This is a genomic window from Chelativorans sp. AA-79 (genome assembly GCF_029457495.1).
Classification (GTDB): domain Bacteria; phylum Pseudomonadota; class Alphaproteobacteria; order Rhizobiales; family Rhizobiaceae; genus Chelativorans.
In genome coordinates this window covers 372,301-393,786 of the sequence record NZ_CP120361.1, presented here as the reverse complement: position 1 = coordinate 393,786, position 21,486 = coordinate 372,301, and the positions used below count along the sequence as shown (strand labels likewise).

The 21,486-nt window shown below is 64.7% G+C and carries 22 protein-coding genes; 13 read left to right on the top strand and 9 right to left on the bottom strand.

The features are described from left to right. Positions 1-35 precede the first annotated feature (35 nt). From PVE73_RS01920 to PVE73_RS01910, 3 genes are read right to left on the bottom strand one after another with little or no spacing between them, the layout of a single operon-like run. Complete coding sequence (locus tag PVE73_RS01920) at positions 36-2,330, bottom strand: xanthine dehydrogenase family protein molybdopterin-binding subunit (protein ID WP_277365329.1); 2,295 nt, start codon at positions 2,328-2,330, stop codon at positions 36-38. Beyond that, complete coding sequence (locus PVE73_RS01915) at positions 2,327-3,310, bottom strand: xanthine dehydrogenase family protein subunit M (RefSeq protein ID WP_277365328.1); 984 nt, start codon at positions 3,308-3,310, stop codon at positions 2,327-2,329. The genes PVE73_RS01920 and PVE73_RS01915 overlap by 4 nt, the downstream gene beginning before the upstream one ends. Further along, entirely contained in the window at positions 3,310-3,783 is a 474-nt protein-coding gene (locus PVE73_RS01910; RefSeq protein ID WP_277365327.1) for a (2Fe-2S)-binding protein, read from the bottom strand. The genes PVE73_RS01915 and PVE73_RS01910 overlap by 1 nt, the downstream gene beginning before the upstream one ends. A 232-nt stretch (positions 3,784-4,015) precedes the next feature. Here PVE73_RS01910 and PVE73_RS01905 point away from each other — a divergent pair, with 232 nt between their 5' ends. Then, positions 4,016-4,609, top strand: coding sequence for a TetR/AcrR family transcriptional regulator (locus tag PVE73_RS01905; protein WP_277365326.1), 594 nt, complete (start codon positions 4,016-4,018; stop codon positions 4,607-4,609). Between the two features lie 19 nt (positions 4,610-4,628). Here the strand turns inward: PVE73_RS01905 and PVE73_RS01900 are convergent, their stop codons facing one another. Beyond that, positions 4,629-5,267 carry a DUF1109 domain-containing protein gene (locus PVE73_RS01900; protein ID WP_277365325.1) on the bottom strand — a complete coding sequence of 213 codons (639 nt, stop codon included), beginning with the start codon at positions 5,265-5,267 and terminating at the stop codon, positions 4,629-4,631. After that, entirely contained in the window at positions 5,257-5,787 is a 531-nt protein-coding gene (locus PVE73_RS01895; RefSeq protein WP_277367310.1) for a sigma-70 family RNA polymerase sigma factor, read from the bottom strand. The genes PVE73_RS01900 and PVE73_RS01895 overlap by 11 nt, the downstream gene beginning before the upstream one ends. A gap of 191 nt (positions 5,788-5,978) precedes the next feature. Between PVE73_RS01895 and PVE73_RS01890 the strand changes: the two genes are divergently transcribed. The 6 genes from PVE73_RS01890 (at position 5,979) to PVE73_RS01865 (ending at position 11,362) form a co-directional block, all read left to right on the top strand. Continuing rightward, on the top strand, positions 5,979-6,257 hold the full coding sequence (locus PVE73_RS01890; RefSeq protein WP_277365324.1) for a pentapeptide MXKDX repeat protein: 279 nt from the start codon (positions 5,979-5,981) through the stop codon (positions 6,255-6,257). Positions 6,258-6,341: 84 nt separating this feature from the next. Continuing rightward, the gene (locus PVE73_RS01885) at positions 6,342-7,160 is read left to right on the top strand and encodes a cytochrome b/b6 domain-containing protein (protein ID WP_277365323.1); all 819 of its coding nucleotides are present in this window, start codon (positions 6,342-6,344) and stop codon (positions 7,158-7,160) included. Further along, positions 7,157-7,942, top strand: coding sequence for a molybdopterin-binding protein (locus PVE73_RS01880; RefSeq protein WP_277365322.1), 786 nt, complete (start codon positions 7,157-7,159; stop codon positions 7,940-7,942). Before PVE73_RS01885 ends, PVE73_RS01880 begins: the two co-directional genes overlap by 4 nt. Positions 7,943-8,398: 456 nt before the next feature. Further along, positions 8,399-9,343: a tripartite tricarboxylate transporter substrate binding protein gene (locus tag PVE73_RS01875; RefSeq protein WP_277365321.1), complete on the top strand. Its 945-nt coding sequence runs from the start codon at positions 8,399-8,401 to the stop codon at positions 9,341-9,343. Beyond that, positions 9,340-9,828, top strand: a complete 489-nt coding sequence (locus PVE73_RS01870; RefSeq protein ID WP_277365320.1) for a tripartite tricarboxylate transporter TctB family protein — start codon at positions 9,340-9,342, stop codon at positions 9,826-9,828. The genes PVE73_RS01875 and PVE73_RS01870 overlap by 4 nt, the downstream gene beginning before the upstream one ends. Positions 9,829-9,844: 16 nt before the next feature. Beyond that, positions 9,845-11,362 (top strand): tripartite tricarboxylate transporter permease, encoded by a 1,518-nt coding sequence (locus tag PVE73_RS01865; protein WP_277365319.1) that lies wholly within the window; start codon positions 9,845-9,847, stop codon positions 11,360-11,362. 40 nt (positions 11,363-11,402) lie between these two features. On the opposite strand, the gene PVE73_RS01860 is transcribed toward PVE73_RS01865, so the two are convergent. After that, on the bottom strand, positions 11,403-12,392 hold the full coding sequence (locus PVE73_RS01860; RefSeq protein ID WP_277365318.1) for a YihY/virulence factor BrkB family protein: 990 nt from the start codon (positions 12,390-12,392) through the stop codon (positions 11,403-11,405). Positions 12,393-12,562: 170 nt separating this feature from the next. Between PVE73_RS01860 and nudC the strand changes: the two genes are divergently transcribed. Beyond that, positions 12,563-13,537 (top strand): NAD(+) diphosphatase, encoded by a 975-nt coding sequence (gene nudC / locus PVE73_RS01855; RefSeq protein WP_277365317.1) that lies wholly within the window; start codon positions 12,563-12,565, stop codon positions 13,535-13,537. A gap of 43 nt (positions 13,538-13,580) precedes the next feature. Beyond that, positions 13,581-14,618 carry a DNA polymerase III subunit delta gene (gene holA / locus PVE73_RS01850; RefSeq protein ID WP_277365316.1) on the top strand — a complete coding sequence of 346 codons (1,038 nt, stop codon included), beginning with the start codon at positions 13,581-13,583 and terminating at the stop codon, positions 14,616-14,618. 50 nt (positions 14,619-14,668) lie between these two features. On the opposite strand, the gene PVE73_RS01845 is transcribed toward holA, so the two are convergent. Next, positions 14,669-15,409 carry an SDR family oxidoreductase gene (locus tag PVE73_RS01845; RefSeq protein ID WP_277365315.1) on the bottom strand — a complete coding sequence of 247 codons (741 nt, stop codon included), beginning with the start codon at positions 15,407-15,409 and terminating at the stop codon, positions 14,669-14,671. 100 nt (positions 15,410-15,509) lie between these two features. Between PVE73_RS01845 and PVE73_RS01840 the strand changes: the two genes are divergently transcribed. Next, positions 15,510-16,118 (top strand): TetR/AcrR family transcriptional regulator, encoded by a 609-nt coding sequence (locus tag PVE73_RS01840; RefSeq protein ID WP_277365314.1) that lies wholly within the window; start codon positions 15,510-15,512, stop codon positions 16,116-16,118. Between the two features lie 6 nt (positions 16,119-16,124). On the opposite strand, the gene PVE73_RS01835 is transcribed toward PVE73_RS01840, so the two are convergent. Next, positions 16,125-17,006, bottom strand: coding sequence for a LysR family transcriptional regulator (locus PVE73_RS01835; protein ID WP_277365313.1), 882 nt, complete (start codon positions 17,004-17,006; stop codon positions 16,125-16,127). Positions 17,007-17,151: 145 nt separating this feature from the next. On the opposite strand from PVE73_RS01835, the gene PVE73_RS01830 reads away from it, so the two are divergent. Both PVE73_RS01830 and PVE73_RS01825 read left to right on the top strand, forming a co-directional pair. Next, positions 17,152-18,648, top strand: a complete 1,497-nt coding sequence (locus tag PVE73_RS01830; protein ID WP_277365312.1) for a CoA-acylating methylmalonate-semialdehyde dehydrogenase — start codon at positions 17,152-17,154, stop codon at positions 18,646-18,648. A 219-nt stretch (positions 18,649-18,867) separates the two neighbouring features. Continuing rightward, positions 18,868-19,194, top strand: a complete 327-nt coding sequence (locus PVE73_RS01825; RefSeq protein WP_277365311.1) for a hypothetical protein — start codon at positions 18,868-18,870, stop codon at positions 19,192-19,194. A gap of 15 nt (positions 19,195-19,209) precedes the next feature. Here PVE73_RS01825 and PVE73_RS01820 read toward each other — a convergent pair whose 3' ends face one another. Next, positions 19,210-19,800, bottom strand: a complete 591-nt coding sequence (locus PVE73_RS01820) for a GntR family transcriptional regulator (RefSeq protein ID WP_277365310.1) — start codon at positions 19,798-19,800, stop codon at positions 19,210-19,212. A 279-nt stretch (positions 19,801-20,079) separates the two neighbouring features. Between PVE73_RS01820 and PVE73_RS01815 the strand changes: the two genes are divergently transcribed. After that, positions 20,080-21,354: an FAD-binding oxidoreductase gene (locus PVE73_RS01815; protein WP_277365309.1), complete on the top strand. Its 1,275-nt coding sequence runs from the start codon at positions 20,080-20,082 to the stop codon at positions 21,352-21,354. Positions 21,355-21,486 lie beyond the last annotated feature (132 nt).

Genomic DNA, 21,486 nt, shown 5'->3' with positions numbered 1-21,486 from the left:
GGAAACGGGCACCGCTGAATAGTGGTGAAAACGGATCACAACAGTTTCTCGAGCGTGATCGGAAGATCCCGGACCCGATTGCCGGTGGCGTGGAAGACGGCGTTTGCGATTGCCGGTGCGACACCGACGATGCCGATCTCGCCCACGCCCTTGCCGCCGAGCACCGAAGCATCGAGGTCTGGAATACCGACGGAGATCACCTGGATATCCGGCACGTCGGCATTGGTCGCGACCAGATAGTCAGCGAGATTGTTGTTGATGATCCGCCCGTTGCGTCCGTCCACCAGCCCTTCCTCCAGCAATGCCTGGCCGATGCCCATGATGATGCCGCCGCGCCACTGGCTCTCCGCGAGCTTGGGGTTGTAGATCCGGCCGCAATCGAAGGCTGATACGAAACGGGAAACACGGATCGTGCCGAAATCCTCATCGACCTTCACCTCGACGAAATGTGCACACCAGCTGTGCACGGAATATTCGCCGGCGGTCGGCCCCTGAATGCTCGTCATCGTCGTCCAAGCTCGCTTGTGACCCTCCGGCCCCTGATCTGCCTCGGGAAGCGTGTTCCGCCGCGTCTCGACGCGATCGCGGCCGAGGGCGGCCATCAATTCCGCAATGGTGAGGGAAGGGCCGCCGTCACGTGGCACCGAGACTCGCCCATCTGCGAGCACCAATGTGTTGGCGCCTGTGTCGCGGAAGGGCGAACCGGTCTCACTGAGGGCTAGCTCTATCAGCTCTTCGCGCGCGGCGGTCGCAGCCTTGTACACGGCGCCGGTGATCGCGCCGGCGAGCATGGAGCCCCCGGCGACGGTCGCGCCCGGCAAGGATGAATCGCCGAGCCGGACCTCGACCTGATCGACCGGAACGCCGAGCACCTCGGCCGCGGTCTGGGCGAGGATCGTATAGGTCCCCTGCCCCATGTCGATCGCGCCGCTGACGACTTCCACCGTGCCGTCGGCAAGGATGCGGATGAGCGCTTCGCTTGCCGCCCGCAGTACGGGAAAGGTGCCGCAGCCGACGCCCCAGCCGACGAGCTGCCGGCCATCGCGCATGGAACGGGGCTCAAAACTACGCCGCGACCAGCCGAAAGCTTCCGAGCCGGCCGCCAGCGCCTCGCGCATCCGGCGGGTCGACCAGGGCTTTCCGGACTGACGATCATGCTCGGCCTGGTTCCGCAGCCTGATTTCGACCGGATCGACGCCGACGGCATAAGCCAGTTCGTCCATCGCGGACTCCAGGCCGAACGCGCTGGGATTCTTGCCCGGCGCACGCAAGGCTCCCGGCGTGACGGTGTTCACCGGCACGAGCCTCTGCTCAGAGCTGAAATTCGGCACCGCATACATGATCGGCGTGGCAGCACCTGTCTGTTCGGCGAAAACTCCATAGGTCGAGGTCTCGCTCGCGCCCCGGTGGACGATCGAGTGCAGCACCCCGTCGGAATTGGCCCCAAGCGCCAGCCTCTGGCGCGTTGCAGCCCTGCCGCCATAGGACGTAAAGGTCTGCGGCCGTGTCACCGCCAGCTTCACGGGTCGTCCGAGTTTGCGGGCAGCGGCCGCGGCGACGGCGCCATAGGCATAGACGGTCGCCTTCGAGCCAAAGCCGCCGCCGATGAAGGGCGAGACGAGACGAACATTCTCATCCGGCAGGCCGAACAGCTCGGCATAATTGCGTGCCATTCCATGCGTCCACTGGCTCGGCTCCCAGACGGTCAGATGGTCGCCGTCCCACCGAGCCACCAGCCCGTGCGGCTCGATCGGCACGTGGTATTCGCGCGGAGTGCGATATTCCGCTTCGATGCGCACCGCAGAATCGGCCAGTGCCGTTTCGGCATCACCCCAGGCGGCGGTGAACTGATCGACAAGGTTCCCTTCCCCGGCACCGGGGTCGTCCAGGCCAGTGACGGCGGGGCTTTGCTCATACGCAATCTGGACGAGCCTGGCCGCCTCTATCGCCTGCTCCAGGGTCTCGGCGACCACGGCCGCCACCGTCTGGCCGTTGAAACTGACCTGGCGGGGGAGCGGATGATAAGGCTGATCTTCCGGACGATTGCCGTACCAGTCGGAAGCGATCTTGAGTCCCAGATCCGTTTCCGGCGTCAGGACGAGAAGAGTGCCAGGCGCCGCTTCGGCCTTCGCGGTATCGACCGCTGCCACACGGCCGGCCGCTATCGTGCTCTGGACCAGCACGGCATAGGCAAGATCCTCGACCGGATGCTCCAGCGCATAGGCCGCGCCGCCGGTGATCTTCAATCTGCCGTCGAGACGCGAGAAGCGGCCGCCGAGAGCGCCGTCGGAGGCATCGCCACGTTTGGTGCGGGGTTCCACGATGGTCATGCGAGACCTCCCATTTTCAGGATGGCGCGCGCGACGACGCGCGGCGCGAGTTCGACTTTGTAGCGATTGGCTCCGTAGGAGACGGCGCCTTCCATGGCGAGCCGGCTCGCTTTTTCGACGGTCCGGGCGTCGAGCACCTTGCCGATCAGGGTCTGCTCGACCGCCCGCGCGCGCCAAGGCTTGGTGGCGACGCCGCCGAGCGCGACACGGACGTCCCGAACCGTCTTTCCGTCCGCCTCCAGTTCGAGACCGACGGCAGCACTTGCCGCGGCGAATTCATAGGACTGCCGGTCCCGGACCTTGAGATAGGTGGAATTCCCCGCAGCGGGCGAGGCCGGGATGGTGACCGCCGTGATCATCTCGCCTTGCTCGATCATGGTTTCACGATCGGGCCTGTCGCCCGGCGTCAGGAAGAAGTCCTCAGCCGGGATCGCCTGCCCGCCGAGTTTGACGGAGGCATCGAGGGCCACGAGCGCCACCGCCAGATCACCTGGATAGGAAGCGATGCAATGGGCGCTCGTTCCCAGGACGGCGTGATTGCGGGTCACGCCGCCGATGGCCGAGCAACCGGATCCCGGATTACGCTTGTTGCAGGCTGGAAACGTGGCCGGATCGCGGAAATAGGGACAGCGGGTCCGCTGCAGAAGGTTGCCGCCGATAGTCGCCATGTTCCGAAGCTGGGCGGAAGCCGCAAGCCACAGCGATTCCGAAACGGCCGGGAAATTGGCGCGTATAGCCGGGTGGCCCTCCACCTCTTCCATTTTTGCGAGCGCGCCGATCGAGGCGCCGGCCTCGTTGACTGCAACGTCCGAAAGCCCGGAAAGGTGGGTGATGTCGATCACCGTCTCAGGCTCGAAGACGCCGCATTTGGCGAGGTCGAGAAGCGTGGTCCCGCCGGCCAGCAGCATGGCGCCCGATTGGACGGCGGCTTGGCGGGCCTCATCGGCCGAGGCGGCGCGAAGATAGGAGAAATCTCTCATCACGCCATCTCCGCCGCTTCGCGGACAGCCGCGACGATGCTGTTATAGGCCCCGCAACGGCAGAGATTGCCGGACATGTAGTCCCGGATCTCCGCATCCGAGCCCGCATGACCTTCGCGGATGCAGGCAACGGCCGACATGATCTGGCCGGGCGTGCAGTAGCCGCACTGGAAGGCATCGTGCTCCAGAAATGCCGCCTGAACCGGATGCAGATCGCCATTCCCGGCTGCAAGGCCTTCGATCGTGGTGATCTGCCGGCCTTCGGCCTGGGCTGCCAGGGTGAGGCAAGCGAGCACGCGCCTGCCGTCCACATGCACGGTACACGCGCCGCACTGGCCCTGGTCACAGCCCTTCTTGGTGCCGGTGAGTGCCATGTGCTCGCGCAGCGCATCCAAGAGGGTTACGCGCGGCTCGATGGCCAGTTCGTGTCGCCTCCCATTGACCTCCAATGAAAGTTGGACCGTTCGTGTCATGATAAGCTCCTGCTATCGTCACGAGGATGAGAACGTCGGATAAAAAGGATCGCCGTTCAGCGTCGGCGCGCTACGTGAAGGATGGAGGGCAAACGCAGAGACGTTTCGGCATGACAGCCCGCCCCCTTCTGGATTATGAGGTAGGAGGCACTCCGTTTAAACGGAGGTGCCTCCGTTTAAAATAGCGACTTGCCGGTTCTCGTCAAGTCCGCAATGTGCCTGGAGCAGTATTTTGGCCTCGGCCCAGCCGAAGACAGTCTCATCCACACCGACGAAACTGCGCGCGGATGCCCGACGCAATCGCGAAAAGTTGATCGAAGTGGCTGCCGCTGCCTTTGCTGAAAAGGGCGTCGAAACCTCGCTCGAGGACATTGCGCGGCAGGCCGGCGTGGGTATCGGCACCCTCTATCGCCACTTCCCCACCCGCGAGCATCTGGTGGAAGTGGTCTACCGTCACGAACTCGAAAGCCTCGCTGCCGCAGCCCGCGAGCTTGCCGAAAGCCATCCTCCCGATGTGGCACTGAAGGAATGGATGCGCCGATTCGTGGGCTATATCGCCGCCAAGCGTGGCATGGCCACTAGCCTGAAAATCCTTATGAATTCCAATTCGTCGCTGTTTGCGGAAGGCAGCGGAATCATCCGCGGCACGCTGGATGGGCTCTTGAAGGCGGCGGCAGAAGAGGGTTCCATCCGCAACGACATCGAGACGACCGACTTGCTGCACGCCCTTTCCAGCATCTATTCGATACCGGACACGCCGGAATGGCGAGACCGCTCACACCGTCTCATCGGTCTCCTGATGGACGGGCTGCGGAACAAGAACTGATCCTTCCCTCGGGGCGGGATCACCAGCGCAGCACCAGCTTTCCAAGACCCATGCCGAGCACGGATACGAAGATGATGCCGGACGTGTACCATGTGAGCAGGAAAGGCAGGCCGATCTCGGTGCAATGCAGGGAGTAGATACAGGCGCCTGCTCCACCCGACAGCAGGCCTGCCGCAAGTCCCGCCAGGGCCGGCCTGGTTGGCGCCATCCTGCGCATGAAGGCGAGCGTTGCGGCCAGCACCGGCGCCGCCACGGCCACGATATAGAACGGACATCGGAGCGCGGTGGCGCCGACAACGAGTTCCTCCCTCATCTCCTCCGGCGCTGCCGACAACTGCGCCCATGCGGTCGCGGCCAGCCCGGCGACCAGCGCAACCATGGTGACCCATGGCCAGGCGGTTCGGCCTCCGGGGCGGGCAAGTGCCAGGACGGCCGGCACTCCCAGCGCGGCGATCCCCGCCGTGTAGCCGAACTTGATCCAGAAAACCGCGCCCGTTGCGGCACTCCCCAGATCCGGCCGCAAGCCGAGCACCAGAAGCATGAAGAGGGCGGAGAGGAACAGTCCGGCCGCCACGCGGCCGGCGAGCAGGCGCAGCATCGCCGTCCGCGGTACGGGCTGCAGGTCCCCGACGAGCCGCTCGATCAGATCATTTGTCATCCGTCTTCCTCGAGAAGCGCGCGCTAAGAGCCTTGAGGCCGCGGTGTATGGAAACCTTGACCGCACTTTCGCTCATGCCGGTGGCCGCCGCTGCCTCAGCGATGCTCGCACCATCGATCTTCACCTGGCGGATGAGCTCCCCCGTACGCTCCGGTACGGCCTGAAGCATGGTATCCATGTCGAGCCGCACAGCAATCTCATGATTCTCGTCCCGCGCGAATATCGCCATGTCGTCCGCGAGCGGCACCGCCATGCGCCGGGAGTGACGGCGGACATGGTCCACGAACTTGTGATGTGCGACCGCATGAAGCCAGGCCGTGAACGGCTTTCCACGGTCATAGGTAATTCGCCGGCTATGGACGGCCATCAACGTCTCCTGCACGAGGTCTTCGGCGTCGGCGGCATGAGCGGCATGCAGACGCCGCGCGAAATACGGCCTCAGGTGTCGGGCAAGTTCGGACAGCAGCAGACGGTAGGCAGCCGCATCGCCGTCGAGCGAGGAGATCATCAGCGCCCGCAGCCTTGCTTCGGTCGTATCAGCCTGACCCATTGTCTCCCTTTCGTTCCCGTGAGCGGAAGCGTTACATACCGGGAGGCTGGAATTCAGCGCGCGGATGATCACGAATCCGTGAGGGGCGTAACCGGGATGCGGGCACCGGCGAATAGCTGCGTGTACCGCGCGATCAGGCGCGTCCCAACAGGAGAGACCTCATGAACATCAAACGGAATGCCGCCCTTCCCGCACTCGCTATGGTCTTCGCGCTCGCTTCCGCGCCGGCAGCCTTCGCCCAGGACGCCATGAAGACGGACGCCATGGGGAACGAAGCCGCCAATTGCGATAATATGAGCGGCGACGCGGCGGCGGATTGCAAGGAGGCCATGTCGGACGATGCGATGAAGCAAGAGGGCGATGCCGGGAACGCCGCCATGCAGGGCGATTCCATGCAAGGAGACGCCATGGAGAGCGACAAGATGGCGCCCGCCAAATAAGCATGGGAAGGCTGCCCGCGGCCGCGCTTAAGCCGGCCGTTCGGGCGGCTTCCTGCTCGAACCGTCATACGCGGAAGGAACATCATGGGGCCGTTGATCTATCGCCAGTCCATCTGGACGCGACTGACCCACTGGATTTGGGCCGTCTGCCTGTTTTTCTTGCTGCTTTCCGGCCTGCAGATCTTCAATGCCCACCCGGCCCTCTATATAGGCCAGCAATCCGGCTTCGAATTCGACAATGCCGTTCTTGAGATCGGCGCCATCGACACGCCCGCGGGGCCGCGCGGGCGCACCCGTGTTTTCAATGCCGAGTTCGACACGACCGGCGTTCTTGGCCTGAGCGGAACTGGCGAGAGGCCCCGTTTTCAGGCCTTTCCCGGCGCGCTGACGATCCCCTCCTTCCGTGATCTCGCCACCGGCCGCGTCGTCCATTTCTTCTTCGCATGGCTGCTGGTGGGCACCCTGCTGGTGTGGCTGGTGGCCAGCTTGGTCAACGGTCATCTGAAGCAGGATATCCTGCCCCGCACGGCGGATCTGAAAGTCCTTCCCAAGGACGTGCTCAACCATACGCGCTTCCGCCTTGCGCATGGGCCGCGCTACAACCCGCTCCAGAAGTTCAGCTATTTCATGGTTCTGTTCGGCCTCTTCCCACTCATAATCCTGACCGGGCTTGCCATGTCGCCGGGCATGAACGCCGCATGGCCCTGGTTGCTGGATCTTTTCGGCGGCAGGCAGACCGCTCGGACCATTCACTTCGGTGCCATGTTGCTGCTCGTGTTGTTCTTCCTCGTCCATATCGGGATGGTCCTGGTGGCGGGCCCGCTCAACGAACTGCGCTCCATGGTCACGGGCTGGTATCGCACCAGCCCCGGCGCTCACCCGGATTCCGAGGAGAGATCATGAAGAAGCCCATTCTATCGCGGCGCGCTCTTCTCGGCATGGGGGCCACCGGAGCGTCCTCCCTTCTCACCGGTTGCGATGCCCTCGACTTCCTGGGCGATCGAGACAACGAGGTGCGCAATGCGCTCGAGCGTGCCAACGGCCTGACTTACCGCGTCCAGCGTCTTCTGGTCGGCGCCGACCGCCTGGCGCGCGAATATGCGGAAAGCGATATCCGGCAAGGACAGCGGCCCAACGGCTCCACCAGACCCACCACGCGGGAATACATGTCGCTCATGGCAAGCGGCTTCACCGGCTATAGGCTCGCCGTGGGCGGGCTCGTCGAAAAGCCGGGTTCCTTCTCGCTCGAGGAATTGCGAAACATGCCCGCGCGGACGCAGATCACGCGTCATGACTGCGTGGAGGGATGGAGCACCATCGCGAAGTGGATGGGCGTGCCGCTCGCAACGGTTCTCGATGAGGTCAGGCCCACGCCCGAAGCACGCTTCGCGGTCTTCCACTGCTTCGACAATGTCCGCAGCGCCGGGGGCGAGGTTCTCTTCTACGGCAGCATCGATCTGCTTGACGCGCGGCACCCGCAAACGATCCTCGCCTATGACCTGAACGGCGCGGCCCTGCCTGTTCCCAACGGCGCACCCCTGCGGCTGCGGGTAGAGCGCCAGCTCGGCTACAAGATGAGCAAATTCATCAAATCGATCGAGCTCGTTTCCAGCTTTGCCGGAATCCAGGGCGGGAAAGGCGGTTACTGGGAGGATCGCGGCTACGAATGGTATGCAGGTATCTGACCTCGTGATGCCCGTTTCCTCGTGATCCGGCCACTGCGGCGACCGACCCTCACGGATCTGCCGGTTCGTCAATCTTGACTATAGATCATGTTTCACAAGGACGCGTGGAGCCAGGCAGCGCGACCGCACCCAGCCATGTCATGCGAGGGGCGCGATGCGTAGCAGCTGGACCTGGCCATATCTTTTTTCGGTCTGCTTCACGCCCTCTGGCTTCTCCGCCGCGCTTTCCGGCATTGCCGTACTCGCGACCGTGCTGATGTTGCGGGCCAACCGATCGCGGGCGCCAGCCATTGCTGTCGGATGACAGGGGATCCCGTGTCCGATCCTTTTTCCGGCGCGCGCCCGGGCGGCGAGCGCGCGGGTTGTCGCCGAGGGTAGCTTTCCCTGCTATGGTGCTGGTAAGGAAAGCCGCATGGGAGCCGGCCCGGCTCCGTGACAATCAAGGGAGGATGCTCCGTGAAGCGCTTTATATTGGGAACTCTCATCGCCAGCATCATGGTGCTGCCGGCCTTTGCGACCGACTACAGGATCATGGCGCCTGCGGCGCCCGGCGGCGGCTGGGATCAGACCGCCCGTGCAATGCAGACCGCGCTGCAGGACGAGAACATCTCCGACAGCGTGCAGGTGGTGAACGTGCCTGGCGCCGGCGGCACGATCGGGCTCGCCCAATTCGCGAACCAGGCGCAAGGCGATCCCTCGCAACTCATCGTCGGCGGCTATGTGATGGTGGGCGCCATCCTCACGAACAATTCTCCCGTCACCCTCGAGCAGGTCACACCCATCGCGCGGCTCACCGGCGAGTATGAGGTGATTGTCGTGCCGGCAAGTTCCGATATCCAGGACATGGCGGGGCTCATAGAGAAGCTGAAGGCCGACCCCGGCGCCGTATCCTGGGGCGGCGGCTCGGCCGGCGGAACCGACCACATCACCGCCGGGCTTGTCGCGAAGGCGGTCGGCGTCGATCCGACCAAGATCAACTACATCGCCTTCTCTGGCGGCGGCGAGGCGCTGGCGGCGATTCTCGGCGGTCAGGTGACGGCGGGCATTTCCGGCTATGGCGAGTTCGAATCTCAGATCAAGGCCGGTCAGCTCCGACTCCTCGGCATCTCCAGCGACGAGCCCATCGAAGGCATCGACGCTCCCACCTTCAAGGAAGCGGGCGTCGACGTCTCCATCCAGAACTGGCGCATGGTCGCGGCCGCTCCCGGCATCACGGACGAAGAGAAGGCGGCGATCACGGCCGATATCGAGAAGATGGTGAACTCGGAGTCCTGGCAGCAGATCCTGGCCGACAAGGGCTGGGCGAACACCTACCTCGCCGGCGAGGCGTTCCAGGCCCAGCTCCAGAAGGACATCGAATCCACTGAAGCGATCCTGAAAGAAATCGGCCTGGTGCAATGAGCCTGGAGCGTGGGCGCAGCACGGGAGGGCGCCGTCCGGACCGGGCGGCGCTCGTCATAGCGGCGGCGCTCGGGATCGCCGCGGGCGTGATCGCCTGGAGCACGGCGGGTTCGACGATGGGCGGCGGCTATGCCCGTGTCGGGCCCACCACGTTCCCCTATATCGTCGCGGGTGCCCTCTTTATCCTCGCCATCTGGACGGCCATCGCCGCCTGGCGCGGCGATTTTCCCGAGCGCGAACCGCAGGAGCTTGGTCCTATGGCATGGATCGTAGGCGGCCTTGTCGCCCAGATGCTGCTTCTGACGACCGCCGGATTCTCCATCGCGACCGGCCTCCTCTTCGCCGCCACCGCACGCAGCTTCGGACGCGGTCCCCTCTGGGTCACGGTGCCGATGGGTATCGTCCTCGCCTTCGGCATATGGCTGATCTTCGCGAAGCTCCTGCAGCTCTCGCTGCCGGCGGGGCCACTCGAGCGCCTGATCTGAAACCCGGACGGACCTGATGGATACATTCGCGCTGCTGGCCCAGGGGCTGCTGACGGCAATCGAGCCGATCAACCTTTTCTACGCACTGGTCGGCGTCACGCTCGGCACGGCGGTGGGCGTGCTCCCGGGCATCGGTCCGGCGCTCACCGTGGCCCTTCTGCTCCCCGTCACCTACAAACTCGATCCCGCCGGATCGCTCATCATGTTCGCCGGCATCTATTATGGCGGCATGTATGGCGGATCCACCACGTCGATCCTGCTCAACACGCCCGGCGAGAGCGCATCGATCGTCACCGCGCTCGAGGGCAACAAGATGGCGCGGGCGGGGCGCGGAGGGCCGGCGCTCGCCACGGCGGCGATAGGGTCCTTCATAGCGGGCCTCATCGCCACGATCGGGCTTGCCTTCATCGCTCCCTGGATCGTGCGCATTGCGCTCTCCTTCGGCCCGGCCGAATATTTCGCGCTGATGGTGCTCGCCTTCATGACGGTGTCGGCGGCCTTCGGAGACTCCACCCTGCGCGGCCTCACCGCTCTTTTCATCGGCCTCGCGCTCGGGCTCGTCGGCATCGATCTGCAGACCGGCCAGGCCCGCCTTGCCTTCGGCATTCCGGACCTGCTCGACGGCATCGAGGTGACCACGCTGGCGGTCGCGCTCTTCGCCGTCGGCGAGGCGCTCTCCGTTGCAGCGACCAGGGCGAGTACGGGGCAGACGATCGTGCCCGTGAAGGGATCGGTCTGGATGAACCGCGAAGACTGGACGCGTTCGTGGAAGCCCTGGCTGCGCGGCACCGCCGTGGGCTTCCCGATCGGCGCGATGCCGGCGGGCGGCGCAGAGATCGGCACCTTCCTGTCCTATTCGATGGAGAAGCAGCTTGCCAAGAAGCCGGAGGAGTTCGGGCACGGCGCGATCGAGGGCGTCGCCGGTCCCGAGGCGGCGAACAACGCTTCCGCCGCGGGCACGCTCGTGCCTCTGCTGACGCTTGGACTGCCCACCACCGCGACAGCGGCCATCATGCTGGCCGGTTTCCAGCAGTTCGGGCTCCAGCCGGGGCCGCTGCTCTTTGCCACGAACCCGCAACTCGTCTGGGGGCTCATCGCCAGCCTTCTGGTCGCCAATTTCATGCTGCTCGTTCTCAACCTGCCGCTGATCGGCCTTTGGGTCCGGCTTTTGAGCATCCCCTCGCATTGGCTCTATGCCGGTATCCTGATGTTCGCCACCCTGGGGACGATCGGAGCCAATCCCTCCACCTTCGAGCTTGGCATGCTGCTGATCTTCGGTCTGCTCGGCTATATGCTGCGGCGGTTCGGATACCCCATCGCGCCAGTGGTGGTCGGGCTCATCCTTGGGCCACTCGCCGAGCAGCAGCTGCGCCGCGCGCTTGCGATTAGTCAGGGCGATCCATCGATCCTCGTAGGCTCGCCTATCGCCGTCATCCTTCTGTTGCTGGCGCTCGGAGCCGTCGTCATCCCGCTGATCCTGCGCGCGCGCGGCAGAGGGCAGGCCTTGGCTCAGCTCGGTGCGAACGAGGATTAGGCAGAACCATTCTTCCGCCGGAGCCGAGGCTGTCCGGCGTTCAGCGGTCGCGCGGCGCGGCCTCTCCCTTGGTATCGGCGACGACAGCGCCGCGCTCGCCTATCGGCTTCGATCTGCCGGTGGTCGAATCGCGCGTCGTCTGGTGCTCGATCTCCGCATCGATCTCGGCGCCGATGATCAGGATCGCCACCGAAATCCAGATCCACATCATCAGGCCGATAACGGCGCCCAGGGAGCCATAGGTTGCATTGTAGTCGGCGAAATTCTGCAGATAGAAGGAAAATGCCAAGGACGCGGCGACCCACACGATCGTGGCGAAAACGGCACCCCAACTCAGCCACCGCCATCTTGCCTGCTCGCGGCTCGGTCCGAAACGGTAGAGAAGGGCGATGCCGACAATGATCAGGATCATCAGCAGGGGCCAGCGCAGCAGGGTGACGGCCAGTTCCGCCCAGCGGCCGAGCTGTAGCAGCGCGAGCAGGGCCGGCACGATGCCCACCGCCAGGATGAAGCCGATTCCGAGAAGGATCGCGCCCAGGGTGAAGGCGAGCGAAAGCAGGTTGAGCTTCACGAAGCCGCGCTTTTCCTCCTCGCCATAGGCGACGTTCATGGCCTGGAACAGCGCCTTGATGCCGCCATTTGCGCTCCAGAGGGCAATGACGAGGCCGAATATGAATCCGAAGCTCAATGCGCTTCTGTCCTGCGTGGCCAGCGCCTCCATCTGCTGCCGGATGATATCGAGCGCGGCGGAGGGAAGCAGACCGCCGAGAAAGGCGATATGGTCCGTCACACGGTCGGGCTCGGCAAAGAACCCGTAGAGCGAGACGAAGGCGGCCAGCGCGGGAAACAGTGCAAGGAGCAGATAGAATGTAACGCCGGCGGCGATCAGGAGAACGCGGTCGGCGCCGATCCCCTGCCGGACCCGCCACGCGACATCTTTCCAGCCGGTGATCGGGATCTGCGAGGGCCAATATGCCCCGCGTCCCCTTGCGTCCCTTTCGGACGAAGATTCGTCTGCTTCGGCCACCATCATGACCTCCCACACGCCCAATCCACCGGAGCCGGGAATCGTTCCCGGGAAGGCATGCTCGACCGCGAAGGGGTGAAGCTGCCGCAGTCACTCCGCGCAAGCCGGACCTCTTGTCCCGTTCCTCCGTTTTCCGGCTGGCGCGGAACAGGCGATGCGGGTAGACCGGCATCATGACGGATACGGAAAAGCGGGCAGGTATGATCTCCATGTTCGAGGATCTGGCCGAGGAGGCGAGCCGATTGACGGCGTTTGCCGGCAACGAGCTCGACAGGCGGTCGGAGCAGCGGCCAGACGGCTGCCTTGAGGAAGCGCTGGCACATCACGGTGCGGCAGCCTATGCGAGCACGGAAGGCAGGCTGCTGGTCAAGTTCGAGGGAGAGGTGGCCGAGCCTCTGTTTTCATTGGACGAGCTGGAGCCGCTCGATCCGGATCTCTCCGAAGCCGTTCTGCTGGGCTTCACCAGGAGCGGCGATCCGCGCCTGATCATCCGGGTGAGGACGGGCGCCGAGGCGCTGCCTCATCCCGTCAAGGCCCTGGATCATCGCTCCGTCTACCAGCAGCGCCTTTTGCCGGCGGCCCAGCTTGGCGAGGTCGCGCAAGGCGCAAGCCTTCTCGCCTGGAACCAGGCGACGATTCATTGCGGCTTCTGCGGCATGCGCACGCAAGCCGGGGGCGGCGGCTACCGACGCCATTGCCCGGCCTGTGCGAAGGAGTTCTTCCCGCGCACGGACCCGGTGGTGATCATGCTGACCATCGACGAGAAGAACGACCGTTGCCTCCTCGGCCGCAGCCCGCATTTCAGGCCCGGCATGTTCTCCTGCCTCGCGGGCTTCCTTGAGCCTGGCGAGACGATCGAGGATGCCGTGCGCCGCGAGACTCTGGAAGAATCGGGCATCGTGCTCGGCCGTGTGCGCTATCATGCAAGCCAGCCCTGGCCTTTTCCGCACTCACTCATGATCGGCTGCTATGGCGAGGCGGTCACGGGTGAAATCCGTTTCGACGGCACGGAACTCGACGACTGCCGCTGGTTCTCCCGTACGAAGATCCGCGATATGCTCGGCCATCCGCCGGAAGAAGGTCCCTCGGTGCCGCCCGAAGGCAGCATCGCGCACCGGCTGATTTTCGATTGGTGCGCGGGCCGCTGATGATCTTTCTTCTCATCGTCCCACAGTTCCCCTAGTTGACGCCATGGCGCAGAAGAAAGCTCACGAAGTCGACGGCTGGCTCGCCCGGCCAGACCCCAAGATCGCCGTCGTCCTGATCTACGGCCCGGATCGGGGCCTTGTCTCGGAGCGCGCGCGCATCTTTGCCCAGAAAAGCGGGCTGCCGCTGGACGATCCCTTCTCGGTGGTGAAGATCGATGCAGCGGAAGCGGACCAGCCCGGCCGGCTGCTCGACGAAGCGCGCACGGTCCCGATGTTCGCCGACCGCCGGCTGGTCTGGGTGCGCGGCGTGGCAAGCCAGGGCGCGATCGCCGCCGATGTCGCCGCTCTCGTCACGGAACCGCCGGCGGACTGCCTCGTCCTCGTCGAGGCGGGCGACCTCAAGAAGAGTGCCGCCCTGCGCACGACGGTCGAGCGTGGGGAGCGCTCCATGGCGCTGCCCTGCTACAGCGACGACGGCCGCAGCATCGATGGGGTCATCGATGATGTGCTGTCCAAGGCAGGGCTGACGATCCCACTCGATGCTCGGCAGCTTCTCAAGGCCAATCTCGGCGGCGACCGGCTCGCCACCCGCGGCGAACTCGAAAAGCTCGCGCTTTACTGCAACGGCGCCTCCGAGGTGACGGCCGATGATGTAAGGTCGCTGATCGGCGACGTGTCGGGCAGCAGCATGGACCAGGCGGTGGACGCCGTGATGGGCGGGCGGATTGCCGATTTCGACAGCTTCTTCTCCCGTCACGTGGCGAGCGGCAGCCCGGCCTTTCTCATGCTTTCGGCGGCCCTGCGCCACGTGCAGGGCCTGCAGCTCATGCGTGAGCAGGTGGAGGGCCAGGGCAAGACGCCCGCCGCGGCCGTGGCCTCCGCCCGCCCGCCGGTCTTCTTTGCCCGGCGCTCGGCGGTCGAACAGGCGGTGCAGCGCTGGAACCAGGCCATGCTGCAGTCGGCCGCGGAGCGGCTTCAGGGCGCCATCCTGAAATCCCGCCAACACCCCGCGGTTGCCCGGTCCGTCAGCCGCCAGGCACTTCTCGCCCTTGCCATCGAAGGGGCGCGTGCGAGGCGGTAGCTCTCCAGCTGCTCTCGATCCTGTTCGATCAGGCCCGGCTTCGCGGGCCGTCAGGCGTTCGCACCACCGTCGATCGTCCACGCCGCACCGGTCACGAAGCGCGCCTCCGGTCCAGCGAGCCACGCGACAAGGCCCGCGATGTCGTCGGGGTGACCGTAGCGCGGAATGGCCATCAGATTGCGCTGCCCGTCCGCGGTCGGCCCGTTCGCCGGGTTCATGTCGGTATCCGTCGAGCCCGGATGCACGACATTGGCCGTGATGCCGCGCGGCCCCAGATCCCGGGCCAAGCCCTTGGTGAACCCGATGAGAGCGGCTTTGCTGAGCGAATAGAGGCTGATTCCCGGCGAGGGGACGCGCTCGGCGAGATTGCTGCCGATCGAGATGATGCGGCCACCGTCCTTCATGTGCCGGATCGCCGTCTTCGACGCCATGAAGGCCGCCCGCGTGTTGATCGCCACCATCTCGTCGAAGTCCTCCAGCGTGGCCTCCTCGATGGTCGCATGGCCGAAGATGCCGGCATTGTTGACGAGGATGTCCAGGCGGCCGAGAGAATCGGCTGCCTCTTCGACCGCCGATGCGACAGCGGCCGCGTCTGCGTTGTCAGCGCCGATGGCGAGACCTTTGCGGCCCCGGGCTTCGATATCGGTGACCACGGCCGCCGCTTTTTCCGCCGAGCGGGAATAGGTGACGGCGACATCGGCGCCATCCGCGGCCAGACGCTTGGCGATCGAAGCGCCGATCCCGCGACCGCCGCCGGTGACGAGTGCTGCTTTGCCCTCGAGTCGAGACATGCTGAATCCTTTTCTGTATCGATTGATACAGAAATCATGCCGATCTTGCGCGGGGCGGTCAAGCGATTTATGTATTCATTGATACAGAAAGAAAACTCGTATGATGGAAAGAGGTCGTCCGCGCAGCTTCGACCGCGATGCAGCCCTGCGACGCGCGATGGAAATATTCTGGGCCAAGGGATATGACGGTGCTTCATTGGCCGATCTGACAAAGGCGATGGGGATCAACGCACCGAGCCTCTATGCCGCCTTCGGCTCGAAAGAAGGTCTCTTCCGCGAGGCCGTGGCGCTCTACGGCGAGACAGAGGGAACGGAGATCTGGACCTCCGTCACTGACGCCTCTTCGGCCCGCGAGACCTTCGACCGCTTTCTTCACGCCAGTGCTGACGCATTCACACGCCCAGGAAAACCTGCCGGTTGCCTTGTCGTTCTCGGAGCGCTGAATGCGACCGACACGAATGAAAAAATCTGCCGCGAGTTGCGCGACCTTCGCACGGGAAACATCGAGACCCTCAGGGATCGCTTGAAGCGGGCCGTCGCGGAAGGAGAACTACCCGAGAGCGTGGATTGCATGGCAGTGGCAGCGTTCTACGTCGCGGTGCAGCATGGCATGTCCATCCAGGCGCGGGATGGAGCATCGCCCGAAGCCCTCCATTCGGTGGCAGCCAGCGCCATGGCCGCTTGGGATGGTCTTACGCAACGACAATAGGCCGTTTTAGCTGAATATCGCCCTCTCCCTTTCCACGATCTCCCCGATGAACGCCGCGGCGGCCTGGATGCGGCGGGTGGGACGCATGGATTCGTGGTAGACGAGCCAATAACTGCGGCGAATCGGCTTTGCCAGGCGTACGGGCACGAGATCTTCGATGTGTCGCGCGATGAAGCTGTGCAGGATTCCTATGCCCGCGCCCGCCCGTACCGCTTCCACCTGACCCATAGCCGAGGATACAGCGAAAGCCGCATCCCACTCCTCCGAAATCTCGGCGGCGTAGTCGAGCGTCGGGCTGAACACGAGGTCCGGCACATAGCCGACAAGTCGATGTTTCTTCAGCATCTCTGCGCCATCGGGCAGCCCGTGCTCGGCGGCATAGGCTTTTGAGGCATAGAGCCCGAGCGAATAGTCCACCAGCTTTGCCGCCACAAGCCGCCCTTCGGTGGGCCGGTCGACGGTGATCGCAATATCGGCTTCGCGCCGCGACAGCGACAGGGAGCGCGGCACCGGCACGAGTTGGATCGAAAGATCCGGATGTCGCTCCGTCAGCCTCCAGAGCCGCGGTGCCAGGAAGGCAACGCCGAAGCCGTCAGGAGCGCCGATGCGAACCGTGCCGGAAATCTCCTCGGCTTCGCCGGCGATTTCGGCCCGCGCGGCGATCATGTCGGCTTCCATGCGCTCGGCCGCCGACAGCAGGCGTTCGCCCGCCGGCGTCAACTCGCTCCCCGTCGTGCGCCTGTGGAAGAGCTTCGCCCCTGCGGCCGCCTCCAGCGCTGCGACACGCCGCGAGACGGTGGCATGGTTCAGACCGAGCCGCCGCGCCGCCCCCAGGATCTGCCCCGCCCGCGCCACCGCGAGGAATATCCGCATGTCGTCCCAGTTCATGGGCCCGCGTCTCCCATTGCGATTTCGCGCACGCTGAAAACTAGCAGTGCTTTAATTCCTGCACAACGGATTCGATTTTCCTCGCGTTGCATTCACGCTCTCGAAGCGGGACAATCCGCCCACCAATCATAAGGGAGAGACTCTCATGGAGGAGATCGGTCATTTCATTGGCGGCAGGCGCGTCGCCGGTACGAGCGGCCGCTCGCAGGATGTCATGCAACCCATGGACGGCACGGTGCGCGCCAGGGTCGCGCTTGCCTCGGCTGCCGAGGTGCGACAGGCGGTGGAGAACGCCAAGGCCGCGCAGCCCAAATGGGCCGCCACCAACCCGCAGCGCCGCGTCCGCGTGCTCATGAAGTTCCTGGAGCTGGTGCACAAGGAGTACGACTCGCTTGCCGAGCTTCTGGCCCGGGAGCACGGCAAGACCATTCTCGACGCCAAGGGCGACATCCAGCGAGGCTTGGAAGTGGTGGAGGTTTGCCTCGGCGCGCCCCACATGATGAAGGGCGAGTTTACGGACGGAGCAGGGCCGGGTATCGACACCTATTCCATGCGCCAGCCGCTCGGCATCGTCGCCGGCATTACCCCCTTCAACTTCCCGGCCATGATCCCGCTGTGGAAGATCGCTCCGGCGATCGTTTGCGGCAACGCCTTCATCCTGAAGCCGTCTGAGCGTGATCCCGGCGTGCCCATGCGGATTGCCGAGCTCTTCCTGGAGGCGGGCCTGCCGGAAGGTATCCTCAATGTCGTGAACGGCGGCAAGGAGGCCGTGGATGCCATTCTCGACGATCCGGACATCCAGGCGGTCGGCTTCGTCGGGTCCACGCCGATCGCGAAATACATCTACAGTCGAGCCACCGCGAACGGAAAGCGCGCCCAGTGCTTCGGCGGAGCGAAGAACCATCTCATCGTCATGCCGGATGCCGATATGGACCAGACGGTCGACGCGCTGATCGGCGCCGGCTACGGCTCGGCGGGCGAGCGCTGCATGGCGGTGTCCGTCGCCGTGCCCGTGGGCAACGAGACGGCGGACCGGCTGGTGGAGAAGCTCATCCCGCGCGTGGAAAGCCTGAAGGTCGGCCCTTCGACCGATGCCTCCGCCGACTTCGGCCCGCTGGTGACGAAGGAAGCGCTGGAGCGCGTGAAGGGCTATGTCGACCTCGGGGTCGAGGAAGGGGCCAAGCTCGTGGTCGACGGCCGCGATTTCAGGATGCAGGGCTATGAGAACGGCTTCTATATGGGCGGCTGCCTCTTCGATGAGGTGACGCCGGAGATGCGCATCTACAAGGAGGAGATATTCGGCCCCGTGCTCTCCGTCGTGCGCGCGAACACCTACGAGGAGGCGCTGGCGCTGCCGAACGACCATGAATACGGCAACGGAGTCGCCATTTTCACGCGCGATGGCGACGCCGCCCGTGATTTCGCCGCACGCATCAATGTCGGCATGGTGGGCATCAATGTGCCGATCCCCGTGCCGATCGCCTACTACACCTTCGGCGGCTGGAAGGCTTCCGCTTTTGGTGACTTGAATCAGCACGGCCCCGATGCCTTCCGCTTCTACACCAAGACCAAGACGGTCACCTCGCGCTGGCCAAGCGGAATCAAGGATGGGGCGGAGTTCGTCATACCGACGATGCGGTAAGCGCCGCTTCCAAGGGCCTGCGGGCATTGCCGGCCGCAGGCCCACGCCATTCTTTCAGCACCTCGCGAAAACGTTACTGCCTGCAGTCGATTTGCCGAGAACCGGTGGAACGGCTCCCCGTCTCTATCGTTAAAGAACACGAAGCACCCGCGTGGACCGCGGAAGGACAGCGCCGCCGAAAGAGGTCGGAAAGCCGGCATGGCGGCAGGAGGTAGAGACATGGAAAAGGCCTTTCGAGCCGGTCTCGGCTTGACGGCGTTGGCCGCCGTCGCGCTTTTTACCGGCGCCCAGCAGGCAACAAGCCAGAGCAGTGATGTCTGCGCTCCGCGTGATGATCTCGTCGCTCAACTCGATGCCCAATACAGGGAGATCCAGAAGGCCGTGGGCCTGCTTGGTGAAGAGGCGGTGATGGAGATTTTCGCCTCGGACCAGGGCACCTGGACCATCCTTACCACGGATACCAGCGGCACGAGTTGCATCGTGGCGGCCGGTGAGGGATGGGACGAGAATTCCGCCACTCTGGCCAGCCGGGGCGAGGGTGTCTGACGGCAGATTCGTGCGTCAAAAACGTGCCACGCTTTCGGCGCGCTTGCGCAGGAGCCGCATGAGGGCGTCCGCCTCGCCGCCTGCATCCTCTTCGTTCCGGTCGAGAATGGCGCGGATGAGGCGTACATGTTGCTCGGCGGCATGCGCGAGGTCGTTTTCGGACTGATACCGAAACCAGAACCGGCGGCTGTGCGTCTGCAGCGGACCCGCGAGTCTGGCGGCGTAGGGGTTGTCGGCCGTCTCGCCCAGCACCTCGTCAAGCAGTCTGTCCGCATCCAGGAAGTGAAGCGGACTTCCCTCCAGGACCGCCTTCTCCATTCGCAGCGCCGCCTCGTGGAATTGCGTTACCAGAGGACCCGAAGCATACCGCGCTGCGGCCCGCGCCAACAAGATCTCCACGCCATGTCGTGCATCGATGATCTTGACCCAGTCGGCGCGGTTGAGCGGCGCGATGGCGAGGCCTGCCCTCGGTCGCACCTCGACGAGACCCTCCCAGGCCAGCCGTTGGATCGCCTCGCGCACCGGAGTGCGGCCAAGCCCCAAGCCGTCGATCAGCGCACCCTCGGTGGTGATCGCGCCCGGTGCCAGCTCCAGTGTCACAATCATCCTTTCCAAGGTTCGGTATGCCTTGGCCGCGACAGGCTCGAAGGGTTTCGTCTTCAATTGAACCGCCATTGATAAGTCGCTGAATCTTAGATGATGTATCAAAGGGTGATCATACTTCACAACGTGTGCGGCAACCTGTTATATGCATCTGATATATCAAAAGCACCTCGTGGAGTACCCCTCTGACGCAATCAACCACCATTCTCCTGTTCCGAGTCGGAAGGAAAAGCACCCACATACCGTCGGCCTGCTCACTCGGCGACACAGGGGAATATTGACGTGACGGGGCGGGGGTCGACTCCTCGGGAGGCCGAGGTCATCATCGTGGGCGGCGGGATCGTCGGCATCACCATCGCCGCCTATCTTGCTGAAGCGGGAAGCAAGGTGCTGGTGCTCGACCGGTCCGGCATCTGCGAGGAGACGAGTTCGGGCAATGCCGGCGCGCTGGCCTTCTCGGATATCCTGCCGCTGGCGCACAAGGACATGCTTTCCCAGGTGCCGCGCTGGCTGGGCGACCCGCTGGGGCCACTCTCCATCCCCCCGGCCTACCTGCCGAAAATCCTCCCTTGGCTCTGGCGCTTCATGCGGGCGGGGCGTACCGCCAATTTCGAGGCCGCCGTGTCGGCCCAGGCGGCGATGATGACTCTTGCGGAACGCGAATGGATGGGTCTCTTCGCCCGGGCGAGCATCCGGCACATGCTGCGCGAGGACGGCTGTCTGGAGCTCTACGAAAGCGAGGCCGACTTCCAGGCAGCCGAAGAAGGCTGGAAACTCCGCCGGCGTTTCCACGTTCCTTTCCAGCACTTGGAACGGCACGAGATCGCCGACTATCAGCCGGGACTTTCCGAAGCATTCGTGCGCGCCACATTCGTGCCGGGCTGGAAGACCGTCTCCGATCCGCAGCGGATCGGGCATGCGGTCTGGGCACACGCCGAGATCCACGGCGCCCGGTTCATGCCTCTGACGGTCGCGTCGGCAACAGGAGAAGGGGATGGGGTCGCCGTCTGCCTCACAAATGGGGAGAGACTTTCCTGCCGCCGGCTTGTGATCGCCGCCGGCGCATGGTCGCGGCCCTTCGCGGCATCCTTCGGCGACCGCGTGCCGCTCGAGACCGAGCGGGGCTACAACACGACACTTCCCACCGGTGCCTTCGACGTGAGGCGGCAGCTCATATTTCCCGGCCATGGCTTCGTGATCACACCGCTCGAGACCGGACTGCGCGTCGGCGGCGCCGTGGAGCTGGGCGGACTGAAGCGTCCACCCAATTTCGCGCGCTCCCGCGCGATGCTGGAAAAGGCGGCACGCTTCCTGCCGGGGCTTGAGACCACCGGAGGCCGCCAATGGATGGGCTACCGTCCGTCACTGCCCGATTCCCTGCCGGTGATCGGCCGCTCGCGGAGGGAGCCGCGCGTCTTCTACGCTTTCGGCCACGGCCACCTGGGATTGACCCAGGCCGCAGCCGCGGGGAGGCTCGTCCGCGACCTTGTTCTTGACCGCCCGCCCCCGATCGACCTTCGCCCCTTCCGCGCCGGTCGATTTCGTGGCAACCATTGACGGCAAGCACCGAGGGGCGGCGCGCACTGTGTCGCAGCGAGCGGTGCGTCCTTCCAGTATGCGGTTGCAAAAGGGGCCGCCGACGCGCAAGAATATGAGCCTCGGGCAGCCATTCAGTGGAGGTTCTTCGAA

Bases quoted from the DNA above. Each gene is read 5' to 3' on its own strand.
- PVE73_RS01870 (WP_277365320.1), top strand. From the start codon at position 9,340: ATGAGCCTGGAGCGTGGGCGCAGCACGGGAGGGCGCCGTCCGGACCGG.
- PVE73_RS01845 (WP_277365315.1), bottom strand. From the start codon at position 15,409: ATGTCTCGACTCGAGGGCAAAGCAGCACTCGTCACCGGCGGCGGTCGC.
- PVE73_RS01835 (WP_277365313.1), bottom strand. From the start codon at position 17,006: ATGAACTGGGACGACATGCGGATATTCCTCGCGGTGGCGCGGGCGGGG.
- PVE73_RS01820 (WP_277365310.1), bottom strand. From the start codon at position 19,800: ATGATTGTGACACTGGAGCTGGCACCGGGCGCGATCACCACCGAGGGT.
- PVE73_RS01840 (WP_277365314.1), top strand. From the start codon at position 15,510: ATGATGGAAAGAGGTCGTCCGCGCAGCTTCGACCGCGATGCAGCCCTG.
- PVE73_RS01910 (WP_277365327.1), bottom strand. From the start codon at position 3,783: ATGACACGAACGGTCCAACTTTCATTGGAGGTCAATGGGAGGCGACAC.
- PVE73_RS01860 (WP_277365318.1), bottom strand. From the start codon at position 12,392: ATGGTGGCCGAAGCAGACGAATCTTCGTCCGAAAGGGACGCAAGGGGA.
- PVE73_RS01920 (WP_277365329.1), bottom strand. From the start codon at position 2,330: ATGACCATCGTGGAACCCCGCACCAAACGTGGCGATGCCTCCGACGGC.
- PVE73_RS01830 (WP_277365312.1), top strand. From the start codon at position 17,152: ATGGAGGAGATCGGTCATTTCATTGGCGGCAGGCGCGTCGCCGGTACG.
- PVE73_RS01900 (WP_277365325.1), bottom strand. From the start codon at position 5,267: ATGACAAATGATCTGATCGAGCGGCTCGTCGGGGACCTGCAGCCCGTA.
- PVE73_RS01865 (WP_277365319.1), top strand. From the start codon at position 9,845: ATGGATACATTCGCGCTGCTGGCCCAGGGGCTGCTGACGGCAATCGAG.
- PVE73_RS01915 (WP_277365328.1), bottom strand. From the start codon at position 3,310: ATGAGAGATTTCTCCTATCTTCGCGCCGCCTCGGCCGATGAGGCCCGC.
- PVE73_RS01885 (WP_277365323.1), top strand. From the start codon at position 6,342: ATGGGGCCGTTGATCTATCGCCAGTCCATCTGGACGCGACTGACCCAC.
- PVE73_RS01825 (WP_277365311.1), top strand. From the start codon at position 18,868: ATGGAAAAGGCCTTTCGAGCCGGTCTCGGCTTGACGGCGTTGGCCGCC.
- nudC (WP_277365317.1), top strand. From the start codon at position 12,563: ATGACGGATACGGAAAAGCGGGCAGGTATGATCTCCATGTTCGAGGAT.
- PVE73_RS01890 (WP_277365324.1), top strand. From the start codon at position 5,979: ATGAACATCAAACGGAATGCCGCCCTTCCCGCACTCGCTATGGTCTTC.
- holA (WP_277365316.1), top strand. From the start codon at position 13,581: ATGGCGCAGAAGAAAGCTCACGAAGTCGACGGCTGGCTCGCCCGGCCA.
- PVE73_RS01880 (WP_277365322.1), top strand. From the start codon at position 7,157: ATGAAGAAGCCCATTCTATCGCGGCGCGCTCTTCTCGGCATGGGGGCC.